At 74.3% G+C, this 26,634-nt stretch carries 25 protein-coding genes and 1 pseudogene; 12 read left to right on the forward strand and 14 right to left on the reverse strand.

What is annotated here, in order from left to right:
* From BRM3_RS05630 to BRM3_RS05645, 4 genes are read right to left on the reverse strand one after another with little or no spacing between them, the layout of a single operon-like run.
* On the reverse strand, nucleotides 1-1,377 hold the full coding sequence (locus BRM3_RS05630) for an FtsW/RodA/SpoVE family cell cycle protein (RefSeq protein ID WP_263595107.1): 1,377 nt from the start codon (nucleotides 1,375-1,377) through the stop codon (nucleotides 1-3).
* Nucleotides 1,378-2,721: a PP2C family protein-serine/threonine phosphatase gene (locus tag BRM3_RS05635; protein WP_263595108.1), complete on the reverse strand. Its 1,344-nt coding sequence runs from the start codon at nucleotides 2,719-2,721 to the stop codon at nucleotides 1,378-1,380.
* Entirely contained in the window at nucleotides 2,718-3,221 is a 504-nt protein-coding gene (locus tag BRM3_RS05640) for an FHA domain-containing protein FhaB/FipA (protein ID WP_263595109.1), read from the reverse strand. The genes BRM3_RS05635 and BRM3_RS05640 overlap by 4 nt, the downstream gene beginning before the upstream one ends.
* A gap of 7 nt (nucleotides 3,222-3,228) precedes the next feature.
* Nucleotides 3,229-3,942 carry an FhaA domain-containing protein gene (locus tag BRM3_RS05645; protein WP_263595110.1) on the reverse strand — a complete coding sequence of 238 codons (714 nt, stop codon included), beginning with the start codon at nucleotides 3,940-3,942 and terminating at the stop codon, nucleotides 3,229-3,231.
* Between the two features lie 198 nt (nucleotides 3,943-4,140).
* Here BRM3_RS05645 and BRM3_RS05650 point away from each other — a divergent pair, with 198 nt between their 5' ends.
* The 10 genes and pseudogenes from BRM3_RS05650 to BRM3_RS05695 all read left to right on the forward strand — a co-directional run bounded on the left by BRM3_RS05650 (nucleotide 4,141) and on the right by BRM3_RS05695 (nucleotide 12,096).
* Complete coding sequence (locus BRM3_RS05650) at nucleotides 4,141-4,962, forward strand: serine hydrolase domain-containing protein (RefSeq protein WP_263595111.1); 822 nt, start codon at nucleotides 4,141-4,143, stop codon at nucleotides 4,960-4,962.
* Between the two features lie 3 nt (nucleotides 4,963-4,965).
* Nucleotides 4,966-5,847 carry a serine hydrolase domain-containing protein gene (locus tag BRM3_RS05655; RefSeq protein ID WP_263595112.1) on the forward strand — a complete coding sequence of 294 codons (882 nt, stop codon included), beginning with the start codon at nucleotides 4,966-4,968 and terminating at the stop codon, nucleotides 5,845-5,847.
* A gap of 25 nt (nucleotides 5,848-5,872) precedes the next feature.
* Nucleotides 5,873-6,511, forward strand: a pseudogene (locus BRM3_RS05660) (FecCD family ABC transporter permease); the annotation flags it as partial.
* A complete protein-coding gene (locus tag BRM3_RS05665; RefSeq protein ID WP_396127031.1) occupies nucleotides 6,508-7,596 on the forward strand; it encodes a FecCD family ABC transporter permease in 1,089 nt (362 codons plus the stop codon). The pseudogene BRM3_RS05660 and the gene BRM3_RS05665, both read left to right, overlap by 4 nt.
* 13 nt (nucleotides 7,597-7,609) lie before the next feature.
* Nucleotides 7,610-8,503, forward strand: a complete 894-nt coding sequence (locus tag BRM3_RS05670; protein WP_263595113.1) for an ABC transporter ATP-binding protein — start codon at nucleotides 7,610-7,612, stop codon at nucleotides 8,501-8,503.
* A gap of 57 nt (nucleotides 8,504-8,560) precedes the next feature.
* Nucleotides 8,561-9,709, forward strand: a complete 1,149-nt coding sequence (locus BRM3_RS05675; RefSeq protein ID WP_263595114.1) for an NAD-dependent epimerase/dehydratase family protein — start codon at nucleotides 8,561-8,563, stop codon at nucleotides 9,707-9,709.
* Entirely contained in the window at nucleotides 9,706-10,830 is a 1,125-nt protein-coding gene (locus tag BRM3_RS05680; RefSeq protein ID WP_263595115.1) for a glycosyltransferase family 4 protein, read from the forward strand. Before BRM3_RS05675 ends, BRM3_RS05680 begins: the two co-directional genes overlap by 4 nt.
* A 30-nt stretch (nucleotides 10,831-10,860) precedes the next feature.
* Complete coding sequence (locus tag BRM3_RS05685) at nucleotides 10,861-11,142, forward strand: DUF3253 domain-containing protein (protein ID WP_263595116.1); 282 nt, start codon at nucleotides 10,861-10,863, stop codon at nucleotides 11,140-11,142.
* 14 nt (nucleotides 11,143-11,156) lie between these two features.
* Nucleotides 11,157-11,477, forward strand: coding sequence for a biopolymer transporter Tol (locus BRM3_RS05690; protein WP_263595117.1), 321 nt, complete (start codon nucleotides 11,157-11,159; stop codon nucleotides 11,475-11,477).
* A gap of 73 nt (nucleotides 11,478-11,550) precedes the next feature.
* Complete coding sequence (locus BRM3_RS05695) at nucleotides 11,551-12,096, forward strand: dihydrofolate reductase family protein (protein ID WP_263595118.1); 546 nt, start codon at nucleotides 11,551-11,553, stop codon at nucleotides 12,094-12,096.
* A gap of 96 nt (nucleotides 12,097-12,192) precedes the next feature.
* Here the strand turns inward: BRM3_RS05695 and BRM3_RS05700 are convergent, their stop codons facing one another.
* The 10 genes from BRM3_RS05700 to hemE all read right to left on the reverse strand — a co-directional run bounded on the left by BRM3_RS05700 (nucleotide 12,193) and on the right by hemE (nucleotide 24,271).
* Nucleotides 12,193-12,540: a hypothetical protein gene (locus BRM3_RS05700; protein WP_263595119.1), complete on the reverse strand. Its 348-nt coding sequence runs from the start codon at nucleotides 12,538-12,540 to the stop codon at nucleotides 12,193-12,195.
* A gap of 328 nt (nucleotides 12,541-12,868) precedes the next feature.
* Nucleotides 12,869-15,061 carry an MMPL family transporter gene (locus BRM3_RS05705; RefSeq protein ID WP_263595120.1) on the reverse strand — a complete coding sequence of 731 codons (2,193 nt, stop codon included), beginning with the start codon at nucleotides 15,059-15,061 and terminating at the stop codon, nucleotides 12,869-12,871.
* Between the two features lie 153 nt (nucleotides 15,062-15,214).
* Nucleotides 15,215-16,600 carry a glutamate-1-semialdehyde 2,1-aminomutase gene (gene hemL, locus BRM3_RS05710; RefSeq protein WP_263595121.1) on the reverse strand — a complete coding sequence of 462 codons (1,386 nt, stop codon included), beginning with the start codon at nucleotides 16,598-16,600 and terminating at the stop codon, nucleotides 15,215-15,217.
* Between the two features lie 151 nt (nucleotides 16,601-16,751).
* On the reverse strand, nucleotides 16,752-17,759 hold the full coding sequence (gene hemB / locus BRM3_RS05715) for a porphobilinogen synthase (protein ID WP_263595122.1): 1,008 nt from the start codon (nucleotides 17,757-17,759) through the stop codon (nucleotides 16,752-16,754).
* Nucleotides 17,759-18,517 carry a uroporphyrinogen-III synthase gene (locus BRM3_RS05720; RefSeq protein WP_263595123.1) on the reverse strand — a complete coding sequence of 253 codons (759 nt, stop codon included), beginning with the start codon at nucleotides 18,515-18,517 and terminating at the stop codon, nucleotides 17,759-17,761. Before BRM3_RS05720 ends, hemB begins: the two co-directional genes overlap by 1 nt.
* Complete coding sequence (hemC, locus tag BRM3_RS05725; RefSeq protein WP_263595124.1) at nucleotides 18,514-19,545, reverse strand: hydroxymethylbilane synthase; 1,032 nt, start codon at nucleotides 19,543-19,545, stop codon at nucleotides 18,514-18,516. The genes BRM3_RS05720 and hemC overlap by 4 nt, the downstream gene beginning before the upstream one ends.
* Nucleotides 19,542-20,903 (reverse strand): ferrochelatase, encoded by a 1,362-nt coding sequence (locus BRM3_RS05730; protein ID WP_263595125.1) that lies wholly within the window; start codon nucleotides 20,901-20,903, stop codon nucleotides 19,542-19,544. Before BRM3_RS05730 ends, hemC begins: the two co-directional genes overlap by 4 nt.
* A 37-nt stretch (nucleotides 20,904-20,940) precedes the next feature.
* Entirely contained in the window at nucleotides 20,941-21,672 is a 732-nt protein-coding gene (gene hemQ / locus BRM3_RS05735) for a hydrogen peroxide-dependent heme synthase (protein WP_263595126.1), read from the reverse strand.
* Entirely contained in the window at nucleotides 21,669-23,165 is a 1,497-nt protein-coding gene (gene hemG / locus BRM3_RS05740) for a protoporphyrinogen oxidase (protein WP_263595127.1), read from the reverse strand. The genes hemQ and hemG overlap by 4 nt, the downstream gene beginning before the upstream one ends.
* On the reverse strand, nucleotides 23,162-24,271 hold the full coding sequence (gene hemE / locus BRM3_RS05745; RefSeq protein WP_263595128.1) for a uroporphyrinogen decarboxylase: 1,110 nt from the start codon (nucleotides 24,269-24,271) through the stop codon (nucleotides 23,162-23,164). Before hemE ends, hemG begins: the two co-directional genes overlap by 4 nt.
* 187 nt (nucleotides 24,272-24,458) lie before the next feature.
* On the opposite strand from hemE, the gene BRM3_RS05750 reads away from it, so the two are divergent.
* Entirely contained in the window at nucleotides 24,459-25,976 is a 1,518-nt protein-coding gene (locus BRM3_RS05750) for a glutamyl-tRNA reductase (RefSeq protein ID WP_263595129.1), read from the forward strand.
* The gene (locus tag BRM3_RS05755) at nucleotides 25,955-26,266 is read left to right on the forward strand and encodes a hypothetical protein (protein ID WP_263595130.1); all 312 of its coding nucleotides are present in this window, start codon (nucleotides 25,955-25,957) and stop codon (nucleotides 26,264-26,266) included. The genes BRM3_RS05750 and BRM3_RS05755 overlap by 22 nt, the downstream gene beginning before the upstream one ends.
* Nucleotides 26,267-26,634 lie beyond the last annotated feature (368 nt).

Consider the following 26,634-nt stretch of genomic DNA (forward strand, 5'->3'; position numbering starts at 1 on the left):
TCAGCCCACCTCCGCCGGGGCCGGTGCGGTCTCGGGGGCGATGCGGCGCGCGGCGGGACGCCGGGCCGCGTCCGAGAGCCGCACGAGGATGCCCACGATGATCCAGTTGGCCACGAGGGAGGATCCGCCCGCGGCGAGGAAGGGGAGCGTGAGGCCGGTCAGCGGGAGCACCCGGGTCACGCCCCCGACGACGACGAAGACCTGCAGCGCGATGACGAAGCCGAGCCCCCCGGCGAGCAGGGTCCCGAAGCCGTCGGAGATGCCCACGGCCGCGCGCAGCGAGCGCTGGACCAGCAGCAGGTACAGGACGAGCACGGCGAAGGCGCCGACCATGCCCATCTCCTCGGCGAGGCCCGCGTAGATGAAGTCGCTCTGGCCGAACGGCACCATGTTGGGGCGCCCGTTGCCCAGGCCCGAGCCGAGCACGCCGCCGCTGCCCATGCCGAACAGCCCCTCGTTGATCTGGCCGCAGCGGGAGAAGTTCGCCGAGCTCATCGGGTCGAGCCAGCAGGTCAGGCGGGTGCGCACGTGGCTGACCTGGGTGACCGCGAAGATCGCGGGCGGCAGGAACATGACCGCCCCGATGATGAGCCAGCTCAGGCGGTCGGTCGCGATATACAGCATCGCGACGAACAGGCCGAAGAACATGAGGGACGTGCCCAGGTCGGTCTCGAACACGAGCACCGCGACGGCGAAGGCCCACGCCACCAGGATCGGCCCGAAGTCCGACCAGCGCGGCAGATGGATGCCGAGCACCTTGGGGCCGGCCAGGGCGAGCGTGTCGCGCCGGGAGACCAGGTATCCCGCGAAGAACACGGCGAAGCAGATCTTGGCGATCTCCGCGGGCTGGAAGCTGTAGCTGCCGACCGCGATCCAGATCCGCGCCCCATACACGCTGCGCCCGAGGCCGGGCACGAGCGGCAGCAGCAGGAACACGGCGCCGACGAGCGCGCTGACCCACGTGTAGCGGCGCAGCAGGCGGTGGTCGCGCAGGAGCGCGAGCACCACGAGCGCGAGCACCACGCCGACGACCGTCCAGATCAGCTGACGGTCCGCGTAGTGCGTGGCCTTGGACGCGTACAGCGCCTTGGCGGAGTCGAAGCTCGAGATGGCCGACAGCCCGATCAGGTTCAGCAGCAGCACAAGCGGCAGGATGACCGGGTCCGCGTAGGGGGCGCGCCACATGACGACCGCCTGCAGGGCGACCGCGAGCACGGTCACCACGATCGCGGTGGTCGGCAGCGAGGGAGGGATCTCCCCGGTGCGCCCGAGGCCCACGAGGGCGTACGCGCCCAGCCCGATGACCAGTGCGAAGAGGAGCAGCAGGGCATGGGTGAACCGGCGCGTGCGCGCGGTGTACGAGACGACGGTCGTCACTTACCCCCCTGCGCTCTCGGTCGTGGTCGGCGCGGGCTCGGACGGCACGGCGCCGGGCTGGGCCGACTGCTCGGCCGCCTGCTGCTCGGCCTGGGCGGCCTCCTCCTGGGCGCGCCGCGCCTCCTGGGTGCGGCTCGCCTCGTCGCGGAGCGTCGCGACGACCTCGTCGGCGGCCTCGCGCGAGTCGGCGGGGATCGTGTCCCGGACCTGCTCGAGCGTCACCGACGAGAGGTCGTCGGTGCTGATGCCCGTCGACTCGATGCGATGGGACAGGTGCACGGGCCCGAGGTCCTGGGAGACGCCCTGGTAGACGACGATCTCGTCGTCCTGCGCCGCCACGTAGTACTGGCCCTGGGTCCACGCGTACCCGGCCCACAGGCCGCCCGCGAGCACCGCGGCGATCAGCAGGGTCACGACCACGGCGGGCCAGTGGCTGCGCCGCGGGGCGTCCTCCTCGGCGAAGTCCTCGTCCTCGAAGGGGGTCGGGCGCTCAGGGCGGGTGAGCGCCGCGGCCTTCGCGGCAGGCCCCGACGCCGCCGTGGGCTGGTGGCGCGAACGCCCCGCCGAGCCCACGATCTCGGGGCTCGAGGACGGGGCGCCCATGCCCTTGGGCAGGGCGTCGAGGTCGACCACGTCGGCGATCACGCACGTGATGTTGTCGGGTCCGCCGCCGCGCAGGGCGAGCTGGACGAGGGCGTCGGCGCACTCGCCGGGATCGTCGATCTCCCGCAGGGTGCGGCCGATGGTCTCGAGCGAGACCAGGCCGGAGAGCCCGTCGGAGCACAGCATCCAGCGGTCGCCCGCGCGCGCGGGGCGCAGCGACAGGTCGAGCTCGGGGTCGGAGTCGACGTCGCCGAGCACGCGCATGAGCACGCTGCGCTGGGGGTGGCGCTCCGCCTCCTCGGGCGTCAGGCGGCCCTCGTCCATGAGGCGCTGGACGAAGGTGTGGTCCTTGGTGATCTGCGTGCACTCGCCGTCGCGCAGCAGGTAGGCGCGCGAGTCGCCGATGTGGGCGAGGGCGAACTTGCCCTCGGCGCGCAGGAGCGCGGTGACGGTGGTGCCCAGGCCCGCGAGCTGGGGCTCGTCGCGGGCGCGCCGAAGGATCGACTGGTTGGCGTCGAGGATCGCGTCCTCGAGCGCCGCGACGATCTCGGTCGCCGGGGTGTCGGAGTCGAGCTGCGAGAGGCGACCGATCACGATCGACGAGGCGACGTCGCCGCCGGCGTGGCCGCCCATGCCGTCGGCGACGGCCACGAGGTGGCTTCCGGCGTAGCCCGAGTCCTGGTTGTTGGACCGGACCAGGCCCACGTCGGACCGGGCCGCGTAGCGCAGGGCGAAGCTCATCGGGGTCCTCGTCTCAGCTCGACCTCGGTGCGGCCGATGCGCACCCGGGCGCCCGACTTGAACGGCACCGTGCCCTCGATCTTCTTGCCCGACAGCGTGGTCCCGTTCGTGGAGCCGAGGTCCTCGACCCACCACTGGCCGTCGCGCTGGAACACCCGGGCGTGCCGGTTGGAGGCGTAGTCGTCGTCGAGCACGAGGGTGCACTCGGGGGCGCGGCCGATCAGCACGGGCGTCGACCCCAGGGTGAGGGTGGTCCCGCGCAGCGGGCCGGCCGTCACCACGAGCGTGGTCGCGGTGACGGCGGGATCGGTGCGCAGGGCCGCCGCCGCGGCCGGATCGGCCGAGGGCCTCTGCTCGCGGCGCGGGTCCGGCTTCGAGGCCCGCGTGACCACGGTCGTGCCGAAGAGGTCGTTGCGCAGCACGAGCAGCACGGCGATCACGAAGACCCACAGGGCGACGACGAAGCCGATCCGCAGGACGACGATGGTCAGTTCGCTCACGGACGCCTCACCAGTCCGCCGTCGTCGAGCGGTCGGGCAGGATCACCGTCATGCGCGTGCGCCCCACCGTGACGAGCGAGCGGTCGCCCAGGCGCACGGGGGTCGAGATCCGCTCCCCGTCCACGAACGTGCCGTTGGTCGAGCCGAGGTCGGTCGCGACCACGCCCCCGTCGCCCTGGCTCGAGAGCTCGACGTGGTGACGCGAGACGCCCGTGTCGTCGAGGATGATGTCGGCGTCGCCGCCGCGCCCGATCACCGTGACGCGGCCCGTGAGCAGGTACTGCTGGCCGTCGATCTCGAGGATCGGGTCGGTCCCGCCGGCGCGGGCGCTGCCGGTCGCGGGCGCCACGGCGCCCCGCTCGGTGCGGGACTCGGTCTCGAAACGCCCCTGCCGCACCTCGTCGTCGGTCTGCAGGGAGACGGAGACCGCGCCGACGAACATGTAGGACTGCTTCTCGGCGTGCTCGACGATCACGCGCTCGAGCTCCTCGAGGAGCGTGTCCTCCCACGAGGCGAAGCGCTCGTGGTCGGCGCTGCTCAGATAGACGGCGTAGACGTTCGGCGCGAGGGTGCGCGTGCGGTCGAGGACCTGGATCTGGTCGTCGCACTCGCGCTTGAGGCCCTGCGCCAGGTCGAGCGGCTTGATGTGGCCGCGGCCCGGCGAGAAGACGCTCGTCACCCCGCGGTCGAGGCCGCGTTCGATGCGCTCCAAGATCCCCACGTGTGGTCCTCCGGTCCTCTGCTGGTCGGGGTCGGCGGCGCTCCCGGCCCGTTCGACGGGGCACGCACCTGCCCGATCGTACCGTGCAGGTCCCGCGCACCCCCGGCCGACGGCCGCAGATCCTGTGCAGCATTCGTGCAGACCAGACTCGGGACCGGGCTCGGCCGGTGCGGGTGGGCCCTGTGGGATCCTGGGCCGGTGGACGACTCGCCGCTACCTCTCCCGGACTCCCTCGCCTTCCCCTGCACGGTGGGCCTGACCGACGCCGACGGCACCCTGCTCCTCCAGGGCGCCCCCGACGTGCCGCGTCCGCTCGCGAGCGTCTCCAAGCCGATCGCCGCCCTCGGCGTGCTCGTCGCCGTCTCCCGCGGCCTCGTCGACCTCGACGAGCCGGCCGGCCCCGAGGGCTCGACGGTGCGCCACCTGCTCGCCCACGCCGCGGGCTACTCCTTCGACGGGGACCGCGACACGCTGCTCGCCGCGCCCGGCACGCGCCGCATCTACTCCAACACCGGCTTCGAGGTGCTCGGCGACCACCTCGCCGAGGCGACCGGCTACTCGACCGCCGAGTGGCTCGAGGAGCGCCTGGTCGCCCCGCTCGGCCTGGGCGACATCGACGTCGACGGCTCTCCCGCCGCGGGGTACGGCGCCACGGTCGCCGATCTGCTCGCCGTGGGACGCGAGCTGCTGCGGCCCACCCTCATCCCCCAGGACCTGTGGAAGGAGGCCACGACCGTGCAGTTCCCGGGGCTGTCGGGGGTGCTGCCCGGCTACGGCCGCCAGCGTCCCAACGACTGGGGGCTCGGCGTCGAGATCCGCGACGGCAAGTCGCCGCACTGGACGGGCACCCGCAGCTCGCCCGCGACCTTCGGCCACTTCGGGCAGTCCGGCTCGTTCCTGTGGGTCGATCCCGATCGCGGCCTCGCGGCCGCCTTCCTGGGCGACGAGCCCTTCTCCCCGGCCCACGTCGAGGCGTGGCCCGCGCTGACCGACGAGCTGCTCGCCCGCGCCGGGGCCTGAGAGATGGCGGACGAGGCGGCGCACGAGGCCGGGCGCCCGCGCGCCGGCGCCTCGCCGCTCGACGTGCTCGACGAGCTGCCCTTCGAGGGCGCCGCGATCGTGATCGGGCCCGAGGGCGTCCGCGAACGGCGCGGCGACGTGCGGCGCGAGCGGGCCTGGCGCAGCGTCACCAAGCCGCTGACCGGCTACGCGGCCGCCGTCGCGCTCGACCGCGGTCTGATCGACCTCGAGGCGCCGTGCGGCCCCGAGGGCTCGACCCTGCGTCACGTGCTCGCCCACGCCTCCGGCCTGTTCTACGGATCCGACCGGACCCTGATGGCGCCCGGGCGGCGACGCCACTACTCCAATCGCGGCATCGACCTGGGCGGGGAGCACGTGGCCGCCGCCGTCGGGCGCGACCTCGAGGACTGGGTGAGGGAGCAGGTGCTCGACCCGCTCGGCATGGACGGCGTGCGCTGGACCGGCTCCCCGTCGGTCGGCGCCTTCGGCACCCTCGAGGACCTCGCCCTGCTGTGCGGCGAGCTGCTGCGCCCCACCCTCGTGGGCCCCGAGGCGTTCGCCGCCGTCACGACGCCCCAGCTCCCCGAGCTGGTGGGCATCATGCCGGGCTTCGGGCAGCAGAGCCCCAACCCCTTCGGGCTCGGCTTCGAGGTGCGGGGGGACAAGAGCCCCCACTGGACGGGGCACGGCAACGACCCCGCCACGTTCGGGCACTTCGGGATGGCGGGCACCGCGTTCTGGGTGGACCCCGTGGCCGACGTGGCCCTCGCGGTCGGGACCGGCCACGAGTTCTGCGACGCCCACCGCGAGCTGCTGCCGCGCCTCGCGGACGCCGTGCTGACCGTCCACCGGCGCCGCGACCGGGCGGCGCAGCGGCCGATGTGATCTGGTCGGTCCCGCCTGCCCGACCGCGATCGGCTCGTGCTTGATCACCGCCGTGCTCGTCTACGCGATGGGGTCCCTCGGCCGCGGCGGGGCCACCCCGCTCAAGCTCGCCCTCGCCGGAGCGGCGACGACCGCCGCCCTCAGCTCGCTCACGACCGCGGTCGTGCTGCCGCGCGGCAACCTCGCCGAGGGCTTCCGCTCCTGGCAGATCGGCGGCGTCGGCGGCGCCACCTGGGACGCGCTCGCCCAAGGCGCCCCCTACCTGGCCGCCGGGCTCGTCCTGTGCCTGCTCTCGGCCGGCGGCCTCAACGCCCTGGCCCTCGGGGACGAGATGGCCGCGGGCCTCGGCACCCGGGTCGGGCTCGCGCGCGCCGTCTCCGCCCTCGGCGCGGTGCTGCTCGCGGCCGTCTGCACCGCCGTGTGCGGCCCGATCGGCTTCGTCGGGCTCGTCGTCCCCCACGTCTGCCGCCTGCTGGGCGGCTCCGACCATCGCTGGCTGCTGCCCTTCTCCGCGCTCGGGGGCGCCGTCCTGCTCACCGTCGCGGACGTCGTCGGGCGCGTCCTCACCCCGCCCACCGAGATCCAGGCCGGCATCATCACGGCCGTCGTGGGCGCCCCCTTCTTCATCTCGATCGTGCGCCGACAGAAGGTGCGCGAGCTGTGAGCGCGACCGTCGAGGTCCCCGAGACCGCCCCCGCCGGCGGCGCGCCCGCCCCCCGGCCCTCGACCGTGGCCCGCCTGCGACGCGCCCGCCGGGCCCAGACCGTGCGCCGCACCGTGGTCCTGCTCGTGCTCGCCGCGCTCGTCGTCGTGCTCGCCGCGGCCTCGCTCATGTACGGCCACACCACCTACTCGCTCGGCGACGTGGGACGCGTGATCCTGGGCCGCACGGTGCCCGGCGCGTCGTTCACGGTCGGGGAGCTGCGCCTGCCGCGCACCGTGCTCGGCATCGTCGCGGGGCTCGCCTTCGGTCTGGCCGGATCGACCTTCCAGACGATGCTGCGCAACCCCCTCGCGAGCCCCGACGTGATCGGCATCAGCACCGGCGCGGGCACGGGCGCCGCCTTCGCGATCATCGTGCTCGGGCTCGGCTCCATCGGCACCTCGGTGTTCGCGATCGTGTGCGCGCTCGCGGTGGCGGCCACCGTGTACGCCCTGTCGTACCGCTCGGGGGTCTCGGGCACCCGCCTCATCCTCATCGGCATCGGCGTCGCCGCGATGCTCGAGTCCGTGACCACCTACCTGCTCTCCCGCGCCTCCCAGTGGGACCTGCAGGAGGCGATGCGCTGGCTGACGGGCTCCCTCAACGGCGCCGCGTGGCTCACGACCGTGCCGGCGCTGATCGCGCTGCTCGTGCTCGGGCCGCTGCTGCTGGGCGCCGGGCGCCACCTCGAGGCGCTGCAGCTCGGCGAGGACGCCGCCGCGGCGCTCGGCGTCCGGGTCGAGGCCACCCGGATCGTGATGATCGTGTCCGCCGTCGCCCTCATCGCCTTCGCGACCGCCGCCTCGGGCCCCATCGCCTTCGTCGCCTTCCTCGCCGGCCCGATCGCCGCCCGCCTGACCGGCGGCGGCCGCCCCGTGCTCGTGCCCGCGGCCCTCGTGGGCGCCGTCCTCGTGCTCGCCTCGGACTTCGCGGGGCAGTGGCTCGTCGGCACCCGCTACCCGGTCGGCGTCATCACGGGCGTGCTCGGCGCCCCGTACCTCATCTACCTCATCATCCGCACCAACCGCAGCGGGGGCTCGCTGTGAGGGAAGGAGGGTCGTGACCCAGGACCACGCCCTGAGGCTCGGCGCGCTCGAGGCCGGCTACCGCGACCGCACGGTCATCCACGGGCTCGACCTCGAGCCCGTGCCCGGCGCTATCACCGCGATCGTCGGCGCCAACGCCTGCGGCAAGTCGACCCTGCTGCGCACCATGTCGCGCCTGCTGCGCCCCTCGGGCGGGCAGGTGCTGCTGGACGGCCGCGACCTGCACCGCTACGGGGCGCGCGAGCTTGCACGGACCCTCGGCCTGCTGCCGCAGACGCCGCTCGCGCCGGACGGCATCTCCGTGGTCGACCTCGTCGCACGCGGCCGCCATCCCCACCACGGCCTCGTGCAGCGCTGGACCTCCGAGGACGACGCCGCGGTCGCCGAGGCGCTCGAGGCCACGGCCGTCGTCGACCTCGCCGAGCGCAGCGTCGACGAGCTGTCCGGCGGCCAGCGCCAGCGGGTGTGGATCGCGATGGCCCTCGCCCAGCGCACGGACGTGCTGCTGCTGGACGAGCCCACCACCTTCCTCGACGTCAACCATCAGGTCGAGGTGCTCGACCTGCTCGTCGACCTCAACCGCTCGCGCGGCACGACCATCGTCATGGTGCTCCACGACCTCAACCTCGCCGCCCGCTACGCCGACAGCCTGGTCGCGATGCGCGACGGCCGCGTGCACGCCCACGGCGCCCCCGGCGGCGTGCTCACCGAGGAGACGATCGAGGCGGTCTTCGGGATCCCCTCGCGCGTCATCACCGACCCCGTCTCCGGACGGCCGCTGATGCTGCCCATCGGCCGCCATGGCGTCCACGACGACGTCCGCCGGCCCGGTCGCGCGGGCGCCGACGTGACGAGCGGGCGACGGGACGCCGAACAGACGGTCGGATCCCCGTCGCCGCGGAGCTGACGTGCAGGTCCCCCCGATAGCGTGGGGGCATCACCCGAGCATCAGGAGGAGTTCTCGATGAAGATCGTCGTCGCCGGCGGAGACGGATTCTGCGGCTGGCCCACCGCCCTCTACCTGTCCGACCGCGGTCACGACGTCACCATCGTCGACAGCCTCGTGCGCCGCGACATCGACACCGAGCTCGGCTCGAACTCGATGACCCCGATCCTGCCGCTCGCCGAGCGCGTCGCCGCCTGGAAGGAGGTGTCGGGCCGGGACATCGCCGTCCGCATCGGCGACCTGACCGACTACGACGTCGTCTCCTCGATCTTCCAGGACCTCGAGCCCGAGGCGTTCGTGCACTTCGCCGAGCACCGCAGCGCGCCCTACTCGATGATCGACCGCGAGCACGCGATCGAGAACCACCGCAACAACGTGACCGGCACCCTCAACGTGCTCTGGGCGATCAAGGACTTCGCCCCGGACTGCCATCTCGTCAAGCTCGGCACGATGGGGGAGTACGGCCAGCCCGACATCGACATCGAGGAGGGCTGGATCGAGATCGAGCACAAGGGCCGCAAGGACCGCCTGCCGTTCCCCAAGCAGCCCGGCTCCTTCTACCACCTGACCAAGGTGCACGACAGCGACAACATCATGTTCACGTGCCGCATCTGGGGCGTCCGCGCGACCGACCTCAACCAGGGCGTCGTGTACGGGCTCGAGACCGAGCAGACCCGCCGCGACCCGCGCCTCGTGAACCGCTTCGACTACGACGCCGTGTTCGGGACCGCGCTGAACCGCTTCCTCATCCAGGCCGCCATCGGCCACGACCTGACCGTGTACGGCGGCGGCTCGCAGACCCGCGGCTACCTCAACATCGCCGACACCGTGCGCTGCATCGAGATCGCGTGCGAGAACCCCGCCGAGCGCGGCGAGTTCCGCGTGTTCAACCAGTTCACCGAGTCCTTCTCCGTCAATGAGCTCGCCGAGAAGGTGCAGCGGGTCGCGCGCGACCAGGGCCTCGAGGTCGCCATCTCGCACCTGGACAACCCGCGGGTCGAGAAGTACGACCACTACTACCACGCGGTCAACACCAACCTGCTCGACCTCGGCCTCGAGCCGCACCTCCTGACCGACGACGTGCTCGCCGAGATCCTCGCGGTCAGCCGCGAGAACACCGACCGGGTGCGGCGCGAGCTGGTGCTGCCGACGGTCACCTGGGCGTGAAGATCGCGCTCGTCACCGAGACCTACCTGCCCAGCGTCGACGGGGTCGTGACCCGTCTGTCGCACGCCGTCGAGCGCTTCACCGCGCTCGGGCACGAGGTCATGGTGATCGCACCGGACCTGGGCGTCTACGAGCACGCGGGGGCGCGCGTGGTCGGCATCCGGCCCGTGACCCTGCCGTTCTACAAGCACCGGCGCTTCACCCTGCCCAGCCCCACCGTGGACGGCATCATCCGCGGGTTCCACCCCGACGTGGTGCACGCGGCCCAGCCGATCCTGCTCGCCTCGTCCGGGGCCTTCGCCGCCCACCGCCAGGACATCCCGCTCGTCGCGAGCTATCACACGCACATCCCGCGCTACCTCGACCTGTACCGGGCGTGGAAGTGGTCCAAGCCGCTCATCTGGTGGCAGATCGACCGCAACCACGCGCTCGCCGACGTGAACCTCGCGACGTCCGAGACCCTGCGCGCCGAGCTCGCCGTGCGCGGCATGCCGAACCTGCACGTCCTGCGGCGCGGCGTCGACACCGTCGCCCACCACCCCCGCTTCGCGTCGCGCGCCATGCGCGAGCGCCTGAGCGGCGGGACCCCGGACGCCAAGCTGCTGGTCTTCGTCGGACGCCTCGCGGCCGAGAAGGAGATCCAGTCTCTGCGCCCGATGCTGGACCGCCGCGACGACGTCGCCCTCGCGATCGTCGGCGACGGGCCCTTCCGCGCCGAGCTCGAGCGGACCTTCGCCGGGACGCGCACCGTGTTCCCGGGCTTCCTGTCGGGCCGGGAGCTCGCCGAGGCGTTCGCGAGCGCGGACGCCTTCGTCTTCCCCTCGGTCACCGAGACCCTCGGGCTCGTGATCCTCGAGGGCATGGCCTCGGGCCTGCCGGTCGTCGCCGCCCGCTCCGGCCCCACGCTCGAGCAGGTCACCGACGGGGTCGACGGGCTGCTCTACGACGCGGGCGACGAGGCCTCGCTCGACCGGGCGATCGACCGGCTCGGCGACCCCGGGCTCGTGGAGGGGATCCGCACGGCCGCGCGTACCGAGGCCGAGGCCTGCTCGTGGGACGCCGCGAGCGACGACCTGCTGCGCTACTACGAGATGGCGATCGCCCGGCACGAACATCGCTGACCGGGGTGAGCCGTGCCGTACGGTTCTCAGATGGCCTGCCGCTCCGCTGCGATCGACCCCTCGGTGCTCGCCGAGGAGATCGTCCGCCTGCTCGGACAGCGCGCGCCGGGCGCGTCGATCTGCCCGTCCGACGTCGCACGCAGCGTCGGCGACGCGTCGTGGCGTGCCCTCATGGACGATGTCCGGGCCGCTGCGGGAGCCCTCGCCGATGACGGAACGATCGTGGTGACGCAGGGGCAGAGGGTCGTCGACATCACGGCCGCGCGGGGCCCGGTCCGGCTGCGCCGGGGGCCCGCCTGGTCGGTCCTCTGAACGGCGGTGGCGGCATGAGCAGATCCCGTGACGTCGACCGGACGCCCGACGGCCGCTACCTCGTGATCGACGGCCGTCGATGGCGCGCCGCCGACCCCGAGCTGCCGGACGACCTGCGCGCGTCCCTGCAGTCCGCGCTCGGCCGGGCGCGGTCGGCGGTGCGCACCGCCGACGACGCCGCACGCCCCGGCGCGCGTCGCCGCGTCCAGCTCGCCAAGGAGGGGCTCGGTGAAAGAGGAGATCCGTGGTGGGAGCTGGCCCGGGCCGAGCGGGTGAGCCGGGCCCGGCAACGGCTCGCGGCGATCGTCGAGCTCGAGGAGTCCGCCGGACGATGACGCCGCATACCCGAGCGCGGGGCGGGACGGTGCCGCCCTGGGCATCGATCGGCCCTGGCGGTACCCTCCCGACATGAGACCCCTGCGGTATTCGATCAACGTGACGCTCGACGGCTGTGTGGACCATCGCGAGGGGATCGCCGACGAGGAGCTGCACCACCGCGCCGCCGAGAACCTCGAGCGGTCCGACGCGCTGCTGCTGGGCCGGGTCACCTATCAGATGATGGAGAGCGCTTGGCGTCTGCCGCTGGCACCGGAGATGCCCGACTGGACCCTCCCGTTCGCCCGCACGATCGACGCCATGAGCAAGCACGTCGTCTCGAGCACGCTCGATCATGTCGACTGGAACGCCGAGCTCGTGCACGGCGATCTGGCGGCGGCCGTCCAGCAGCTCAAGGACGCCCCCGGCCGGGGCATCGCGCTGGGCGGGGTGCAGCTGCCGCTCGCGCTCGCCGAGCTGGGCCTGATCGACGAGTACGAGTTCGTCGTGCACCCGCGCGTGGTGGGCCACGGGCCCGCCCTGTTCGCGGGGCTCTCGAGGCCGCTCGACCTCACGCTCGTCGATCGCACCGAGTACGCCTCGGGCGCCGTGGCGCTGCAGTACGTGCCGCGGAGGTAGCCGAGGGACCGGTCAGCGGCTGCGGGGTGGCGACGGGTCAAATGGCTGCCGGTCGGAGGCGACGAGGTCAAGCTGCTGCCGGTCCGCGGCGACAGGTCAGCGGCGGCGCCGACGGAACAGGCCCCGGCGGCGCGGGGGCGCCGTGCTCGCCTGCTGGTCCTCGACGGGTTCCTCGACCTCGACCCATTCGTCGGTCCAGCCGATGTCCTCGGCGTCCCGCGGCCGGTACTCGGCGCGCTCGGGGAGCTGATCGGCGACGTCGGCGAGCTCGATCTCCCGGGGCGCGTCGACGTTCTCGGCACGATGGGGCACCGGGCAGGACCAGAAGTACGGGCAGCCCGGGCAGCCGGCGAGCTCGTCGTCGGGCGCCGCCTCGCGCTGCATCTGCACGCTGTCCTGCTGTTCGAGGATGCGCAGGCGCGCCAGGGAAGGGTTGATCTCCATCGTGAGGGAAGGCTACTCGTGTGGGCTGCGCGGGCGGCACCCGCGGAGGTGAGCCGTCCACCCCGCTCGGCGCGGACGCCGCCCAGGGGAGAGTCCCGGCCCGCGCGGGTGGGTGCCCTTCGCGGAGGGGCCCTCGACGATCGAGATCGCCTTGTCCGGCGGAATTCCTGCTGGATTCCGCCGGAAAAGGCGATCTCGATCAGTGGCCACCCCGCCGTTCCGCCCGAGACGGCGATCTCGAGGGCGGGGCGTCCGTCCGTGGCCTGAGCCCGAGCCCGCTTCCGGGGCGCATGCCCGGGCAATCCCCCCCGGTGTGCGAGGCGGGAGGTCAGCGCCGACGGGCGATCCGGGCCGGCCACCACACCCGGTCCCCGAGCGCGTACGTCAGGGCGGGCACGAGGAGGGTGCGCACGATCAGGGCGTCCATCATGACCCCGAGGGAGACGATGATGGCCAGCTGCAGCAGGAACTGGATGGGGATCACCGCGAGAGCCGCGAAGGTGGAGGCGAGGACCACCCCGGCCGAGGTGATGACGCCGCCCGTGATGGTCAGCCCGCGCAGCACGCCCGTCCGGGTGCCGTGGAGCAGCGACTCCTCGCGCACCCGGGTCATGAGGAAGATGTTGTAGTCGATGCCGAGGGCCACGAGGAACACGAAGCCGTAGAGAGGGACCGACGGATCGGAGTCGGGCTGGCCGATCAGGGTGAAGATCCACGCGCTCACACCGAGCGCGGCGCCGAAGCTCAGCACGGTCGTGGCCAGCAGCATGAGGGGCGCGAGAACCGAGCGCAGGAGCAGTGCGAGCATGAGGGTGATCGCCGCGAGCACGACGGGGATGATCAGCGTGCGGTCGGCGACCGAGGTGTCGTTGGTGTCGAGATCCACGGCTGTCGACCCTCCGACCTCGGCGCCGAGCGGATCGACCGCCGCCCGCAGCTCGCGGACCGTCTGCTCCGCCTCGAGCGAGTCCGCGGGCGCCGTGAGCGTCACCGAGAACAGCAGCCGGGAGTCGACGACGGTGGGCTCGACGCCCGCGAAGGGGCCGCGGGCCGTGCTCGGATCCGCGTTCCCGCTCGCGTCGACCGGCAGCGAACCGGAGGGTGAGTCCTGGGCCGTCAGCGCGAGGCCGCCGTCGGCGTCGACCCCCGTGACGCCCGAGATCGCCGCGGCGACCTCGGCGCGCGCGGACGCGGGCGCGAGCACGTAGGTGGGGGAGCCGGAGCCGCCGGGGAAGTGGCGGTCGAGCGCCGCCTGGCCGTCGCGGGCCTGGCTCGCGCCGAGCACGAACTGGCTCTGGGGCACCCCGTCCGCGTGCAGCTGGGTCAACCCGATGCAGCCCACGGCGAGGAGGAGCGCCACGCCGGCGGCGAGCCGCCGCGGGGCGCGGGCCACGAGGCCGCCCACCCGGTCCCACGGGCCGAGGCGGGGGGAGGGCCCCGGCGCGGCCCCGCCGGGCACGGCCGTCGTCCCCGGGCGCGGGATGCGAGGCCAGAACGCGGCACGGCCGACGAGCACCAGGAGAGCCGGCAGGAACGTGAGCGAGGTGAGGACCGCGCACACGATGCCGATGGAGGCGACGGGTCCGAGCGCCGCGTTGGAGGTGAGGTCCGACAGCAGCAGGCACAGGAGCCCGGCGATCACCGTTCCTCCCGACGCGGCGATCGGCTCGAGGACGCCCCGCAGCGCCGCCCAGGTCGCACGGGCAGGTGAGCGATGAGCATGCAGCGCCTCGCGGTAGCGGGCGATGTAGAGCAGCGAGTAGTCGGTCGCCGCGCCAATCACCAGGATGAACAGGATCCCCTGGACCTGCCCGTTGATGACGACGATCCCGGCCCGGGCGAGGGAGACGTTCACGAGGACCGCGCCGCACAGCGCCGTGAGCGAGCTGAGGAGCACGAGGACGGGGAGCAGGGGCGAGCGATAGACGACCACGAGGATCACGAACACGACGGCGAGCGCGACCACGAGCAGGATCCCGTCGATCCCGGCGAAGGCCTCCTGGAGATCGGCGGTGAACCCTGCGGGACCGGCGACCCACGCGTGCGCACCCGGGGGCAGGGCGTCCGCGGCCGCAGCTCGCAGGGCCTCGACCTGCTCACCGGCATCGAGCGTCGACGGGATGGTGACGACGATCTGGGCCGCGTCGCCGTCCTCGGCGGGGATCGGCGGGGACGACGCGGCGCCGGGGACGAGGTCGGGGGCAGCCGCCGCGAGGGTCTCGAGCGCGGCGCGGTCCTGCGCGGTGAGGCCGTCGGTGCGCTCGACCACCACGATGGCCGGGATCGCGTCGGATCCCAGGAATGCGGGCAGCGCGTCCTGGACCTCCGTGGACTCGGCGCTCGCGGGGAGGAACGAGGAGCGATCGGTGGAGGCGAGGTCGCTGATCTTGGCGAAGCTCATCCCGCCGATCGCGAAGACGACGAACCAGATGCCGGCGAGGACGAGAGGCAGGACGAGGCGCAGCAGGACGGGCGGGCGGCCGTCCTCCTGGGCGTCGTGAGTCGCAGCGGCGGGAAGCATGCTCTCAGTATCCCTGCCGGCGTCCGGACCGCGGACGCCGGCAGGGTCGGGTCGGATCCTCGAGGATCAGCGGGGTCCCCGCGATACCACGGATCCGACGATCTCGGTGATCCGTGGCCCTCTGGCTCCGTGGCTCCCTGCCGGCCCTCCGGCTCAGCCCTGCGCGGCCGCCTTCGCGGCGCCGGGGAGCGCCTCGGCGATGCGGTCGAGCGTCTCGTCGTCGTGGGCCGTCGAGACGAACCAGGCCTCGAAGGCCGACGGCGGCAGGTAGACCCCCGCGTCGAGCATCGCGTGGAAGAACCGGGCGAACGCGCCGGTGTCCTGCGCCTTGGCGTCGGCGTAGGTGCGCACGGGCGCGTCCCGGAAGAACACCGAGAACAGCGTCCCCGCGGTCTGCACGACGTGCGGGACGCCCGCGGCGGTGAGCGCGTCCGCGACGAGCTGCTGCAGGGTCGAGGACGCCCGGCCGATGGCCTTGTAGGCGTGCTCGTCGAGCTGGGCGAAGGTCGCGAGCCCGGCCGCCGTCGCGAGCGGGTTCCCCGACAGCGTCCCGGCCTGGTAGACGGGTCCGCCGGGCGCGAGCAGCGCCATCAGGTCGGCCCGCCCGCCGAAGGCGCCCACGGGCAGGCCGCCGCCGATCACCTTGCCGAAGGTCATGAGGTCCGGCGCCCACGCCCCGTCGCCCGAGACGGCGCCGTCGATGCCGTAGTAGCCCTCGCGCGAGGCGCGGAAGCCGGTGAGCACCTCGTCGGTGATGAGCAGGGCGCCCGCGGCGTGCGCGGTCTCGGCGAGGAAGCGGTTGAAGCCGACGCCGTCGCCCCTCTCGCCGCCGCTCGGCGGCACCACGCCCATGTTCGCGGGCGCGGCCTCGGTGATGACGGCGGCGATCTCGTGGCCGCGCTCGGCGAACAGCGCGCGGATCGCGGCCCGGTCGCCGTAGGGCACGACGACGGTGTCGCGCGCGGTCGACGCGGTGACGCCGGCGCTCCCGGGCATCGCGAAGGTCGCCACGCCGCTTCCGGCCTCGGCGAGCAGCGCGTCGACGTGCCCGTGGTAGCAGCCCGCGAACTTCACGATCACGTCGCGGCCGGTCGCGGCGCGCGCGACGCGCAGCGCGCTCATGGTGGCCTCGGTGCCGGAGTTGACCAGCCGCAGGGACTCGACGGGGCCGATGCGGGAGATCACCTCCTCGGCGAGCGTGACCTCGCCCGGCTGGGGCGCGCCGAAGGACAGGCCCCTCCCGGCGGCCTCGCGCACCGCGTCGACGACGAGGGAGTTGGCGTGGCCCAGGATCATCGGCCCCCACGAGCCGACGAGATCGACGTACTCGCGGCCGTCGACGTCGCGCAGCAGGGCGCCCGCCGCGGAGTCGATGAAGGGCGGGGTGCCGCCCACGGAGCCGAAGGCGCGCACGGGGGAGTTGACCCCCGAGGGGATGACGCGGCGGGCGCGCGCGAAGAGCTCCTCGGAGAGCGCGCCGTCGGTCGGGTCGGCGTCGGGGTCGAGCGGAGCGGGGACGGCGGTCTGGTCGTTGGTCATGGGATCTTCCCGGGTCGACATCAGGGGGGTGGGGCGACGGGTGGGTGGCCGGGGACGAGCCCCGGGCCGGCGGCAGCGGGGGCTGTCGCCGTCGGGGGCGAGCTGAGCGCGGCGCGGGGCGCCGCGGGCTCGGCTCGCCCGGCGGTCGGGGTCAGGCGAACTCGCGCAGGTGCTCGGGCAGGCCGCGCTGCAGCCAGAGGGCGACCTCGCTCGCGTAGTAGGTCAGGACGCTCGTCGCGCCGGCGCGGCGGAAGGCGAGCAGGGACTCGAGCACGGTGCGCTCCCGGTCGAGCCAGCCGTGCGCGCACGCGGCCTCGATCATCGCGTACTCGCCGGAGACCTGGTAGGCGCCCACGGGCACGGGGGAGGCCTGCGCGACGTCCCGCAGCACGTCGAGGTAGGGCAGGCCGGGCTTGACCATCACCAGATCGGCGCCCTCGGCGACGTCGAGCGCGAGCTCCCGCAGCGCCTCGCGGCCGTTGGCGGGATCCTGCTGGTAGGTGCGGCGGTCGCCCTGGAGCGACGAGTCGACCGCCTCGCGGAACGGACCGAAGAACGCCGACGCGTACTTCGCGGTGTAGGCGAACAGGCCCACGTCGGTGAAGCCCTCGGCGTCCAGGGCGTCGCGGATCGCCGCGATCTGGCCGTCCATCATGCCCGATGGGCCGAGCATGTGCGCGCCGGCGCGGGCCTGGGCGAGGGCCATCTCGCGATACCGCACGAGGGTCGCGTCGTTGTCGACGCGACCGGAATCGTCGAGCACGCCGCAGTGGCCGTGGTCGGTGAACTCGTCGAGGCACAGGTCGGCCATGAGCACGGTCGCCTCACCGAGCTCGGCGCGGAGGGAGGCGAGCCCGCGGTTGAGCACCCCGTCGGGGTCGGTGGCCCCGGAGCCGACGGCGTCCTTGGTCTCGGGCACGCCGAAGAGCATGAGCCCGCCGACGCCGCGGTCGACGGCCTCGCGGCCGGCCGCGACCAGGGAGTCCTCGGTGTGCTGGAGGACGCCTGGCATCGAGGCGATCTCGCGCGGCGCGTCGAGGCCCTCGCGCACGAACATCGGCAGGATCAGGTCGCCGGCGCGCAGGGTGTTCTCGCGGACGAGCGAGCGGACGGCGCCGGTGGTGCGCAGACGACGGGGACGGATAAGAGGATCGGACATCACGCTTCCAGGGTAGGTCTCAGGGCCTCGGCCACGGCTGTGACGAGGGCCTCGGTGGTGGGGGCTGCCGCCTGCACGTCGACGCGCAGCCCGGCGTCGCGGGCGGCCGCGCTCGTGGGGGTGCCGATGGTCACGACGCGGGTGCGGGCGGCGAGTCCGAGGGCCGCGGCGCGGCGCGCGATCATCGAGCTCGTGAGCACCATCACGTCGTAGGCGCCGGCGCGCACATCGTCGACGACGCGGTCGTCGAGCACGGTCTCGACGGGTCGGTAGGCGGTCTCGCGCCGTACGCGGTATCCGCGTGCGGCCAGGCCGTCGGGGACGGTGGGGGCGGCGGCGGCCGAGAGGGGCAGCAGCACGGCCTCGGAACCCGAGGGGTCGGGCATCTCGGCGACGAGGCTCGCTCCCGATCCGCGCGCCACGAGGTCCGCCGCGACACAGCGGGCGCGCAGGGCGGCGGCCGTGCCCGGGCCGACGACAGCCGTGCGCGTGGTGACCGGCACGACGAGGCGTCCCGCGTTCGACGTGTCCGCCGTGCCGAGCCGGCTCAGGGCGTCGACCGCGACGGCGCTCGTGAGCACGAGCCAGGCGAAGCGGCCCGCGGCGAGCTCGTCGACGGCCTCGCGCAGGGAGTCCCCGTCCTCGGGCACGAGCTCGAGGAAGGGGACGTGGTCCACGGCGTGCCCGTCGGCGCCCAGGCGCTCGGCGAGGGCGTCGCCGCTGCCCGCCGGGCGGGCCACGAGCACGCGGGAGCTCACGCGGGCTCGCCCGGGTTCTCGACGGCGGCGCCCTCCTGGGCGGCGACGGCGTCGGCGGTCGTGGGCGGTGCGGCCAGCACCTCCGCGGCACCCTGCTCGAGGAGCGAGGCAGCCAGGCGCGTCCCGAGGTCGGCGGCGATCACGGTGAACGCCTCGCGCGGTGCGTCCAGGTCGATCGCGGCCACGAGGGTGTCCTCGAACACGTGCGCGGCGTCGGGGGAGATGGCGAGCGCGCGCAACTCGAGCTGACCGTCGCGCACGGTGCCGAGGGCCGCGACGGGGGCGCTGCAGCCCGCTTCGAGCGCGCGCAGCAGGGCGCGCTCGGCGGTGACGGCGGCCCGCGTCGCGGGATCATCCTCGGCATCGGCGGCCCGGGCGAGATCGCCGCCGAGGGCGAGGTCGCTCGCGCGGCACTCGACGGCGAGCGCCCCCTGCGCGGGCGCGGGGAGCATCACGTCGACGTCGAGCAGCTCGGTGATCGCGTCGGCCCGGTCCAGGCGGCGCAGTCCGGCGGCGGCCAGCACGACCGCGTCGAGGTCGGCGGTCGGTCCCAGCGCCCGGGCGAGGCGGGTCTCGACGTTGCCGCGCACCCCCACCACGTGGAGGTCCGGGCGCGCGCGCAGCAGCTGAGCGGCGCGGCGCGGGGATCCCGTCCCCACGCGGGCCCCGGTGGGGAGCTCGGCGAGGGTGAGCCCATCGCGCGCGCACAGGGCGTCGCGCACGTCCTCGCGGGCGGGCATGCATGCGATGGCGATCCCGTCGGCCGGCTGGGTCGGGAGGTCCTTGGCGGAGTGCACGATCGCGTCGACCTCGCCCGCGAGCAACGCCTCGCGCACGGCGGTGACGAACACGCCCGTCCCGCCGATCTGCGCGAGCGGGCTGATCCGGTCGCGATCGCCGTGGGTCGACACGTGCACGAGCTCCGCCTCGCCGTCGCCCGGCAGCCGGGCCGCGATCTCCCGGCCGATCTGGGCGGACTGGGCGAGCGCGAGTGCCGATGCGCGCGTGCCGATGCGCAGTGTGCTCATGCGGGGCGGGCCTCCGAGGCGGCCGCCGCCTGCGCGGCCGTCGCCGCTCGCAGCCCGGCCGCGATGTCCTCGAGGGGCTGGGCGGTGGGATCCGGTCGGGCGTCGGCGCTGCGCGCCGCCTGGCAGCAGGTGCGCCCGCACGTGCCGACGGGCACCCCGCAGCCGACGGCCGGCACCCGGGTGGTGCCGGGGACGAGGTGCTGCTCGATGAGGTCGGCCAGCATCGCGATGAACCGAGGGTCCGTCCCAGAGGTCGCGACCCGGCGGAACCCGAGGTGGTGCTCGGCAGCCGTCTCCTTCGCCTCGGTGTCGAGGTCCCAGATGACCTCGACGTGGTCGGTCACGAAGCCGATCGGCACGACGATGACTGCCGTCTTCCCACCGTCGGCGGCCAAGGTCCCGATGACGTCGTTGATGTCGGGCTCGAGCCACGGGATGTGCGGTGCCCCGGAACGGGACTGGTAGACGAGCTGCCACGAGGGCACGGCGGTGGTCTCGGCGTCGACGACGTCCGCGCTCGCTGCGTCGTCGTCATCAGCGGCCAGCTGCTCGATCACCCAGCGGCAGGCGGTGAGGTGCTGGGCGACGTACCACCCGCCCTCGGCGACCTGCGGGTCGGTGGACCCGCTCATCGGCGGGCCGGACGTCCGGGACATCGTCAGCGGGATCGAGTGCGTCGAGAACAGGATCTCGATGTGCTCGGGCGCGTGCCCCTCGGCGCGCAGCTCGGCGATCGCGGTGCGCACGCCGTCGGCGACGGGCTCGAGGAAGCCCCGCTGGTCGAAGTAGGACGGGACCTTGTCGACGGTGACCTCGCCGAACAGGCCGTGCTGCTCGAGTCCGAGGGCGAAGTCCTCGCGATACTGGCGGCACCCGGAGTACGAGGAGTAGGCGCTCGTGACGAGCGCGAGCACGCGGCGGTGGCCGTCGGCGTGGAGGGAGGCGATCGCATCGCCCGTGTAGGGCTCCCAGTTGCGGTTGCCCCAGTACACGGGCAGGTCGATCAGGCGGCCCTCGAGCTCCTTCTCCAGTGCCGCGATCATCGCGCGGTTCTGGTCGTTGATGGGCGAGCGGCCCCCGAGGGCGCGGTAGTGGCCCGCGACCTCCTCGAGGCGCTCGTCGGGGATCCCGCGGCCGCGGGTGACGTTGCGCAGGAAGGGCAGCACGTCGTCCTGCCCCTCGGGGCCCCCGAAGGACGCGAACAGGATCGCGTCGTACGGCGCCGGGGCGGGCGTGCGCGCGATCGACGCGACGGCCTCGGCCGTGCCGCTCTCGCTCGACGTGGCCTCGAGGGACTCGGCCTCGATCGGTTCGGGGTCTGCGGATGCGGTGGCCTGGGCTGCGGTATGGATGCTCATGGTGTCCTTTTCTTCGGCGACGGGGACGGGGTCGGGCTCAGGCGAGCAGCGCGGCGACCTCGGCGGAGGTGGCGAGGCGGCGTCCGACGTGGAAGGGCAGCTCGTCGCGCACGTGCAGGCGGGCCCGGGAGTAGCGGAGATGGCGCATCATGTCGACCAGGTCGTGGAGGTCGTCGGCCTCGAACGAGAGCAGCCACTCCCAGTCGCCGAGTGCGAAGGCCGCCACGGTGTTGGCGTTGACCTGCGGGAAGTCGCGGCCCAGCCGTCCGTGCTCGATGAGCATCTCGCGACGCTCCTCCTCGGGCAGCAGGTACCACTCGTAGGAGCGGGTGAAGGGGTACACCGTGAGCCACTCGCGCGCCGTGCGGGAGGGGGACATGAACGCGGGGGCATGGGTGCGGGAGAACTCGGCCTGGCGGTGCACGCCGACCGCGCTCCAGGCGCGCCCGAGGCCGTCGGCGCTCCACGAGCGCTCGAGGACCCGCAGGGCGTGCTGGAGGCTCTCGGGGCGCTCCGCGATCAGCCACACCAGGAGGTCGTCCTCGGGGCGGAAGCCGGAGGCGTCGTAGAAACCGCGCACGGTCACGTCGAGGCCCTCGATCGCGGCCACGACGCGGTCGATCTCCGCGGCGAGCTGCTGGGGCGCCGCGGCCTCACCGCCGGGCGCGCCCGTGCGGGTGAAGACGGTGTACGAGGTGTAGCGCAGGATCTCGCGCCCCTCACCGCCCTCGCCGGCGGGAGCGGTCGGGGCTGCGTGCTGGTCGGTCATCGTGGACGTCCTTCCGAGGCGGGTGAGGCGGTGGTGGATGGGTCGGTGGGGCCGGACGAGCCCGGGTCGGGCCGCCGGCGACGTCGCTCCGCGGCGGCCATCGCGTCGAGCCCGGTGCCGTCGCGCCACGAGCCGACGAGCTCGAGGGTGTCGTCGCCCTCGGCGAGCAGCTCGGCGAGGCGGTCGAGGGCCTCCCGATGTCCGGGCAGCGCCTGGCGCATGGCGTCGGGCCAGGTGACGACGGCGGCGCCGCGCAGCTGCGTGCGGTCCAGGTCGCGGGTGAGGATCGCGGAGGCGTCGGCCAGGGCGCGGTCGACGATCGTGCTCGCGCCGCCGTCTGCCTCGAGGGCGCTGTCGTCGGCGGGCAGCGCCTCGCCGGGCCGCCCGTAGGACAGGCGCACGACGTGCAGGCCGTGCGCGGCCTCGCGCACGTGGTCCCACTTCGCGCTCGCATGGGTGAGCGCCTTGGCGCGCACGCCGCGCGTGCCCGGGGCCACGAGGGCGCCTGTGCCCGAGGGGGCGGCGTCGAGGGCGGGGGCGTCGAGCACGAGGACGACGAGGCGCACCGGGGAGGAGGGGGCCTCGGGGATCGCGCGGGCGAGGTCCGGGGCGGCGTCGGTGAGCAGGGCGCGCGCCGCGTCGGGCGGCACGGCGAGCACGAGGCAGTCCGCCTCGAGGAGCTCGGGGGCCGCGCCGGGCGTCGAGCCCGCCGTCTCGAGGCGGGCGCGCCAGGTGGAGCCGTCCCGCTCGAGGCCCGTGACCCGCACGCCCGTGCGCACGACCGCGCCGGCCGCCTCGAGCTCGCGGCGCAGCGCGCGCGGCAGCTCGGCCATCGTCGGGGTCACCGAGCGCACCGCGGTGCCCGCACTCGACCGGCGCGGACGCAGGGCGCGCACGGCCCCGGCGAGCGAGCCGTGCTCGCGCACCGCGGCGGGCAGGCGCGGCTGGATGGCGGCGAGCTCGAGGGTCTCCGGATCCGAGGAGTGCACGCCGCCCACGACGGGGGCCACGAGGCGCTCGGCGACGCGACGGCCCATGCGGCGGCGCACGTAGGCGCCGATGGTCACGCCGTCGGCGAGCCCCCAGCGGGAGGGCAGGGCGCGGTCGGCGGCCGCGCGCAGGGCGCCCGCGGTGCCGAGCACGGCGCGGGCCTCGCGGGACAGCGGTCGTCCTGGGATGCCGAGCAGGCCGCCGCGGGGGGAGGGCAGGGAGCCGGCGTCGGAGACGAGACGGCTTCCGCGACCCGCGGCGGGGGCCGCGATCTGGGCGGCGAGGCCCAGCTCGCCCAGCAGGTCCTCGACGGCGCCCGAGGTCACGGAGAAGGCCTCGGCGCCGGCGTTGACCTCGAGGCCGCCGACCTCGACGGCGCGCACGGCGCCGCCGACCTGGTCCGAGGCCTCGAGCACGGTGACCGTGTCGCCGCGCGCGGCACGGCGGCGCGCCGCGAGCAGTCCCGCGATGCCGCCGCCGACGACGAGGGTGCGTGCGGTCATGAGCGGGCGGGCTCCGCGTGGAGGAAGGAGACGAGGTCCGTGAGCACGTGCGGGTCGGTCTCGGGGGGCACGCCGTGGCCGAGGTTCACGACGTGGCCGGGCGCGCCGGCGCCCGCGTCGAGCACGGCCCGGGCCTCGGCGTACCGGGCGGCCTCGGACGTGAACAGCACGGCGGGATCGATGTTGCCCTGGACGGGGACGCCCGGCCCGAGCAGGTCGAGCGCGCGGTCGAGCCGCAGCCGGTGGTCGACGCCCACGACCGTCGCGCCCGCGTCGTGCAGGGCCCTCAGGAGGTGGGCGGCGCCCACCCCGAAGTGGACGCGCGGGACCGGGAGGTCGGCGACGGTGTCCAGCACGGCGGCCGAATGGGACAGCACGTGGCGGCGGTAGACGTCCTCGGACAGCGAGCCGACCCACGAGTCGAACAGCTGGACCGCGCTCGCGCCGGCCAGGACCTGCGCGCGCAGGAAGCGGCCGGAGGCCTCGGCGACCCACGCGGCCAGGCGCGCCCACACCTCGGGGCGCTCGCGCATGAGGGCGCGGGTGCGCAGGTGGTCACGGCTCGGGCCGCCCTCGACCATGTAGGAGGCGACCGTGAAGGGGGCGCCGCAGAAGCCGATCAGGGGCACCGGGCCCAGCTCCGCGGTCGTGAGGCGCACGGCCTCGCGGATCGGCTCGAGGGCGGCCTCGTAGTCGTCGCCGAGCGATGGGAGGGCCCGCACGTCCTCCTCGGTGCGGATCGGATGGGCGAAGACGGGACCGCGGCCCGGCTGAATCTCGACGTCGAGGCCCGCGAGGCGGGCGGGCACGACGATGTCGGAGAAGAAGATGCCGGCATCCACCCGGTGCCGGCGGACGGGCTGCACGGTGATCTCGGCGACGAGGTCGGGGCGCCGGCAGGCCTCGAGCATGCCGGTGCCCTCGCGGGCACGCCGGTACTCGGGCAGGGAGCGTCCGGCCTGGCGCATGAACCACACGCTCGGCGCGGCCTCGACGGCCTCGCCGCGGTAGCGGCGCAGGAGGGGGGCGTCGGCCGTGCCGCCGGCGCTCGCGGGGCGCTGCAGCGGGTGGTCGGCGGGCAGGACGGAGGGCCGGGACGACGGCATGACGGCGACGCCAGTTTCTGACGCCCCGTCGTCAAAAGTGGCCTCTGACGTGCGGTTTGTTTCCATCGTCCGTCCATTGTGCACGCCCCGGCGGCGGAGTGCGCGCACATGTCGCGGAGCGTGTGGGACGCCTCACCCGGGTCGTCCCGCCGGATCCGCCGAAGGTCCCGGGTGCCTACCATGAGGCATGCTCGTCGCCCTCCGCGCCACCCACGAGCACCTCGATCTCGGGGTGCTCGATGCCCTCACCCGGGGATCCGAGCACCTCGGGCACGTCATCGAGAAGCTCAACGCCCAGGCCGCGGGGGAGGCCGTCGAGGCCGTCGACGTCGCTGCTCTCGAATCCGGCGCCCCCGAGCCCGACACCGTCGAGGCCGCCGAGGACGCGACGCCACCGCTCGCGGGCTGGGTCGTCGTCTCCACCTGCAACCGTCTGGAGATCTACCTCGACGCGCACCGCTTCCACGACGGCGTGGATCTCGCCGCGCGCGCCGTGGCCGCGACGAGCTCCCTGAGCGCCGAGCAGGTCTCGCTGTGCCTCGAGGCCGCGATGGGCGCCCCCGTCGCCGAGCACCTGTACGAGGTGACCGCGGGGCTGCGCTCGATCGTGCTCGGCGAGGCCGAGATCGCAGGGCAGGTCCATGCGGCGTTCGAGCGGGCGCATGCGGCGGGCTACACCTCGCCCATGCTCAACGACCTGTTCCAGATCGGCTTCCGGTACGCCAAGCGGGTCGCCGCGCGCACGCCCGTCGGCGCCGCCGGTCGCAGCGGCGTCGCGATCGCGCTCGACCGCGCGGCCGACATCCTGGGGCCCCTCGAGCACCGCAGCGTGCTCGTGATCGGCACCGGCGCGTACGCGCGCCTGGGCGTGGCCGAGCTGACGCGGCGCGGCGTGCGCGACGTGCACGTGCACTCCGCCTCGGGGCGTGCGGTCGCCTTCGCCGAGCGGCAGGGGGTCGCCGCGATCGAGGCGGCCCAGCTGCCCGAGCGGCTACGGGAGGCCGACCTCGTGCTGGCCTGCTCGGGCCGCGGCACGAGCCTGTTCCCCGAGCTGTTCCTGCAGGTCGGGCCGACGCTCATCCTCGACCTCGCGCTGCACTCCGATCTGCACCCGCTCGTCCGGCACCTGGCCGACGTGCAGGTCCTGGACCTGACCGACCTCACGATCGAGGCCGACGACAGCGCGGCGCCCGCGCTCGCCGCGGCCCGCGAGATCGTCGCCGAGGGCGTCGAGAGCTTCCGCTCGCGCCAGGAGTTCCGGCGCGTGGACCCCGCGATGGCGGCGCTGCGGCGCAGCGTCAACGAGGCCGCCGACGCCGAGATCGCCCGGCTGCGCCGCGGACGGGCCCAGGACGAGGCGGACGCGCTCGCGGCCGATGTCGAGCGCTCGATCCGCCGCATCCTGGCCAAGGTGATGCACTCGCCGGCCACGCGCGCGCGACGGCTCGCCCAGGAGGGCAACGCGGGGGAGTTCGTCGACGCCTTCCACACGATCTTCGGGATCGACATCTCCGCGCCCGACGGCGAGGTGACGGCGGGACGCGAGGGCGCCCCGGCCGGATGGATGCGCCTGGACCAGACCGTGCCCCCGGCGCTCGACGGCGCGGGGCTCCCGGCCCCCGACCGCACGGCGCTCGCCGCCGAGCTCGTGCGGGCGGCCGCCCAGCGAGAAGGAGGGGCCGCGTGCCCGATCGAGACCCCGTGACCGAGCAGTCGTCCTCCGCCGTCGAGCCGGGGGAGCGCATGCGCCGCGCCTACGCCGCGCTGCCCGCCCTGCTCGAGCGGCATGAGCCGACCGACGCCGTCGTGATGGCCGCGCGCATGGAGCTCGCGGAGGCGTGCGCCGAGGCCGGTGAGCTCGAGAGCGCGCTCTACCAGGCCGACGAGCTGGTCAAGGACGCCGAGCGCGCCGTCGGCCCCGAGCACGGGACGACCGCGCAGGCCCGGGAGGTCGTGCGGCGCATCCGGCGGCTGGCAGGGGCCGACGAGGTCTGACGGCCGGGGGCCGACAGCAGGGTGCGCGTCGACCGCGGTGGTCGCGCCCTGCCCTCGATCCCATCGCCGAGGAGGCCACAGGACTGCGGCGCCGCGCGGAGTCCCGGCGGCGCCCGGGCTCGCGACGGTGCCCGGGCGCGGCCCTGCCCTCATCGAGTTCTGCGTTTCGGTCGCTATCAGCGCGAGATAGCGACCAGAACGTCGATGTCGATGTCGGGTGGCGACCGAAACGCAGATGTCGATGTCGGGTGGCGACCGAAACGTAGATATCGATGTCGGGTGGCGACCGAAACGCAGATGTCGATGTCACGTCGCGACCAGAACGCAGAACTCAAGATGGGGGCGACGGGCGCGGGCCTGTGCGGAGC

This window comes from Brachybacterium huguangmaarense, assembly GCF_025725725.1.
Taxonomy (GTDB): Bacteria; Actinomycetota; Actinomycetes; order Actinomycetales; family Dermabacteraceae; genus Brachybacterium; species Brachybacterium huguangmaarense.